The organism is bacterium, assembly GCA_021159335.1.
GTDB lineage: Bacteria > UBP14 > UBA6098 > B30-G16 > B30-G16 > JAGGRZ01.
On sequence record JAGGRZ010000102.1, the window covers coordinates 1 to 4974 of the forward strand.

4 protein-coding genes are annotated in these 4974 nt (G+C 44.6%); all 4 read left to right on the forward strand.

Annotated elements, in window-relative coordinates; translation table 11 throughout:
* Nucleotides 1-246: 246 nt before the first annotated feature.
* Complete coding sequence (locus J7J62_05745; GenBank protein ID MCD6124657.1) at nt 247-2238, forward strand: T9SS type A sorting domain-containing protein; 1992 nt, start codon at nt 247-249, stop codon at nt 2236-2238.
* Between the two features lie 33 nt (nt 2239-2271).
* Nucleotides 2272-4269: a T9SS type A sorting domain-containing protein gene (locus J7J62_05750; protein MCD6124658.1), complete on the forward strand. Its 1998-nt coding sequence runs from the start codon at nt 2272-2274 to the stop codon at nt 4267-4269.
* Nucleotides 4270-4351: 82 nt separating this feature from the next.
* Nucleotides 4352-4504: a hypothetical protein gene (locus tag J7J62_05755; GenBank protein MCD6124659.1), complete on the forward strand. Its 153-nt coding sequence runs from the start codon at nt 4352-4354 to the stop codon at nt 4502-4504.
* A 16-nt stretch (nt 4505-4520) separates the two neighbouring features.
* Nucleotides 4521-4974, forward strand: a 454-nt coding sequence (locus J7J62_05760) for a hypothetical protein (protein ID MCD6124660.1), incomplete at its 3' end; no start/stop codon positions are given.

Below are 4974 nucleotides of genomic sequence, written 5' to 3' on the forward strand. Positions count from 1 at the left end.
TGGAAATTCTCGACATAAACGGCAAACTGGTCGAAAGCGCCACGGTCAAAGGTTCCGGGACATACATATGGGACGCTGCCGATAAATCCTCAGGAATTTACATAATCAGCCTTTGCGGGGATGGCTTCACACATAGCAGTAAAATCGCCCTAATAAAATAAATTGGCTCTTTGTAAATTATAACATTTAATATTTAAGAAGCGGGTTTTGGGCCCGCAGGCTATAAAAACCAAAAGGGGGGTTAAAATGAAGAAGTTAGCAGTTCCAATCATGCTTGCGCTTCTCGTATCGCTTGCTTTGGGTTACCTGCGCACACCTGCTGCAGAATTCGAGTTCTACCCGTGGGGTTCAACATCGAGACCAACAGCGAGACACCTTGATACCACCTACGCAGCAATATATGATTCCGCTGTAATGGTATCGTTCGTCATGAGTTCCAGCTATGAGACACCGAGGATAGTGAGCTATCTCAACTATGTTTACCTCGAAATACTTCATCCTGGTGATAGTTCGAGAAGAACTCCATGGTCCGACTTCAACGGGAATATACCCGTCAGTCCATTTGACCGCTCGACAGGCGAAAGCGAACTGATGGATAGTCTTCTTGCAGCCATAGGAAGGGACACATCGCCTTTTGAAATAGTATTCGACCACGCCACAGAGGACACGATTTACATTAATGTCAACACGGATTTATCGTCGGTCGGACCAGGTCCTTTTAGACTTTTCGTTTTTGTGTTGGAAAATCACATCCGTTTCTACGGTGGACCATCGGACGGATACAAATGGATAGCGCGTGAAATTTTCCCCACGGCATTTGGAACGACATTCACACCAACAAGCGCAACCACCAATTTTGCAATACCGTATTATAGGTCAACAGCGTGGAATCCCAGAAACCTTGAGCTTGCAATTTTTATCGATGACTCAGCTACGCACGAGATACTTCAGGCTGCCCATGCGCCTCTCCCAGTGCCAGATTATTACTACGCAATGATTAGCCCGATATCAACATCTATGTTGCTTAATCCAGGGGATACCGCAAAATTCATGTTCCGCTTCTCCAACCTTGGCGCAAACCCTGACACCATCAGCATACGACTTAGCACAGATGCGCCACCAACATGGACAGTCCAATTTTGCATTGGAGACAGTTGCTTCGGGGATAGTGGTTGGATCTTTGTTGACACATTCGCCACAGAAACTGTAACAGTTGTCATTGTAACGGATACAGTAGACCTTGACATATCCCGAATAAATGTTGTTTCCATCTCACGAGCAAACGGCCGAATGTACACCGCACATCTTATGGCGGGAACCGGTGGTGAACTGCTTCTTGTGAATGATGGCAGAATAAATTTTGCCTATTACTACGAAGATGTGCTTAATGAACTGGGGGTTCAATATTTAAGACACGATAGGTCAATCAAATTCGTAACACCAGAACAGCTTCAAAGGTTCAGTCAGGTTATATGGTACACCAGCGATTATTCCTCGCGAACACTTCTTGAGAGCGACAAATACGCTATAAAGCACTACTTGAACTCTGGCGGGAAATTATTCATAACGGGCGCTGAGATAGGCTGGGACCTTATACTCGACGGAAGATACACGGACACCACATTCTTCGAAAGATATCTTCACGCGAGTGCTGACTCAACCGAGCTTTTCGATGCACCACCCAGTTTCGATATCGATGGAGTTCCTGGCAACCTTCTTGGCTGGGGATTACACTTCTCAATAAGAGGCGGTGATGGCGCAAATAATGGGCGATACTCAGATGTTTTAACACCAGTTTACGGCGCATTGCCGATACTACGGTATCGCGGCGATAGCATCCATTGCGCGGGACTTTGCTTCGACGGCGCCTACAGGGTGGTTTACCTCGGATTCCCATTCGAGGCTATAGACAACCACGACGCGCGCCTGAGCCTTATGAGAAGAATACTTAACTTCCTTGAGTCCGGCATCGACGAGGAAAAAACAGTTATGCCAAAATCAGTGTCTATAACAGCAACGCCCAATCCATTCAATCCAATATGTCTTATCAAATATTCCCTTGTAGGTGTGGGGGAACTAAGTATATACGACCTTTCTGGCAAAAAGGTTTTCAACCGAGAGGTAGGTGGTAGCGGACAAGTAAAGTGGAACGCCGCTGATCTGCCGTCAGGGATTTATCTTATAAAACTTACAAGCAGAAATGACGAAGTAACAAGAAGAATAACTTTACTAAAGTAGTAATAATTATATCATTAAAAATGGAGGGGTAAAATGAAGAAGGCAGCATTCATTATCGCCATTTTAATACTCGCCAGTTCCTCATTTGCCTTTATAAGGCAGCCATTCGCGGAGATGGGGATAACGGCGGGGGGCACTTATTCGGATAGCTGTATGCGATATGTTCTTGCGAATTATCCCGCTATAGAGGATTCAGCGGTGCTAATAGTTTTTCTTAATAATGAGAACTATTTATCCTCGAGTGCGAGGGAATACCAACTTTTTGCTTACAGATTGTTCCATCCAAGTGATACGATAGTTAGCACCCCTTGGGGTGATTTTCTCAGATTAACTGAAGTTGTTCCAGCACAGGAAATAATAGACAGCCTTCATGCTGCTATAGGCAGAGATTCCTCGGACTTCGATATCATAGTCAGAAACATTACCCGTGACACAATGTATGTAAGTGTAGTTAATATTGACCCTGCCAATTCAGGCAACTTCTTCAGGATTTACGCATTCGTCACCGAAAACCATCTTCATCCACCATCGGGCACCGCAAGCGAATATAATTGGGTCGTAAGAGGAGTTTTCCCTGTTTACCTTGGGTATATGTTCACCGCTCCGTCGGTAGGCGATACATTAGATATAGCATTAGACTTCACGCGAAGCTACCGCTGGTACACTCCAAATTGCGAGGTTGTTTTCATTATAGATGATCCTATAAGCAATGAGGTTCTTCAATCTGTGAAAATGGCGTTACCATTGCCGGCGTATATGTACAATGTAGATAACCTAAGCCCTACATATAATATCCTTGACCTCGGTGACACAGCAACAATAACCAATGTCATCAAAAACCTCGGTGCAAATGGAGACTCGATAAACATGGATTTCACTATTGATGCTCCCATTCCCTGGGATGTTACTATTTATTACAATGGAACAGTTATAAGTGGCGACACCACAATATTCCTCGACACAGCGGCTATCGATAGTCTTAAAATCGTTGTAATATCAGACCCGACAGTAAGAGCTACCGCAGAAATAAATGTAAGCTATTCAGCATTAAACGCTCCCGATTCTTTCGAATTCCACTACATAGCCACGACAGGCGGAAATATACTTCTCGTTGACGATGACTATAGATACGATTATGAGCATTACTACACAGAGGTCTTGGATTCTCTTGGTCTCCAATACTTCTATTACAATCGGCGAAATGGTCCACTTGACGGTCAGATAATGGAAAGATTCAACATAGTTGTGTGGTTCACGGGTAATTATAGTCGCAACAGAACTTTACAATCCTCTGACAGGTCAGCGTTGAAATACTACCTCGACCGCGGCGGAAAACTGTTCATCTCAGGCACTGAAATAGGTTATGACCTCGTTCTTGACGGCCGATACACCGACTACGAATTTTTCGAAAGCTACCTTCGCGCAAGTTCTGACAGGTCTGCACTTTTCGATTCAGCAACAAGTCACGAGGTTCACGGTGTGCCGGGTGACCCCATTTCGGATGGGCTGCAATTCAGCATAGACGATGGCGACGGAGCCGACAACTCAAGTTACGCTGATGTTATAACTCCTATAGCGGGAGCAAAGCCTATATTCTACTACGGTCCTGGCACGCGTGAGTGCGCAGGGTTAAGATACGGCTCAGGATGGCACGAACACTATGGCCTCGTTTACCTTGGTTTTGGCTTCGAGGCTATAGATAGCTTTAACCACAGGCTTACCGTTATGCAGCGAATAATAAACTGGCTTAGGGACAGTGCAAGTGTTGCTGAGATTAATCCTCGACCGAAAACGGTATATATTAATGCAAGCCCAAATCCATTTAACAGCATGTGCAGAATCTCATTCTACGCCCCCAAGAAAGCGATAATAGAGATAACCGATATAACTGGAAGAATCGTGCTTAGAAAGAATGTTGAGGGCAGAGGAACGATGATATGGGATGCAAAGGACAACTCATCGGGAGTTTACTTGGTGAGAATAAGCGACGAAAAAAGCATAATGAGAAAGAAAATAATCCTTGTAAAATAGCGGATTTTCTGTTGCAAAAAACACATTTATTTTGTAGTATATAACCTAAAATAGTTAGGTTTGAAAATAGCAAGGGGGTGTTATGAGAGGTAAAATTTTCGCCGTGCTCGCGGTATTAATGCTTATCTCAACGATTTACTCAGCGCCTCGCATGGCTGTGGGAGAAATTTTTGGCAGAATAACATGCGCATATTGCAGGCGTGCTCACGAAATATCTACTGACTCACCGCTCTGAATGGGAGGATAGCACAGTGCTTATCTACATGCATACTGGTTCAACTGACCCCCTACAGGTTCCAGGCAATGCCCAAAGATACAGCTATTATAGCTCATATTATTCTATGGGGTATGTTCCTCACATGTTCGTTAATGGCAACGACGGTTCCTCAGGTCCTTACGCTGATTGGGTAAGAGATTTCAGAGCAACTGGCACATCGGACCCTACAGCATCGTTTGTAGGCATTGATGTGGTTAGCCACACTGTTGATAGTATTAAACTCGCAGTTTATCTGGACCAGCCGGGTCACGATGGAGACTATTTTATTATAGCTGTTCTTTGCCGTAACGAATTAAGCGCTGGAGGAATTACATGGTACTGGGTAGCCCAAAAATGGCTTTCCTCATCTGGCAGAGGCGATATGTTGCATCTCACATATGGTGACACGCAATATGTCCAATACTGCGTTACTCTTGACCCTGGTTGGG

Coding starts and splice junctions, on each gene's coding strand:
- J7J62_05755 (MCD6124659.1), top strand. CDS start 4,352: ATGAGAGGTAAAATTTTCGCCGTGCTCGCGGTATTAATGCTTATCTCA.
- J7J62_05745 (MCD6124657.1), top strand. CDS start 247: ATGAAGAAGTTAGCAGTTCCAATCATGCTTGCGCTTCTCGTATCGCTT.
- J7J62_05750 (MCD6124658.1), top strand. CDS start 2,272: ATGAAGAAGGCAGCATTCATTATCGCCATTTTAATACTCGCCAGTTCC.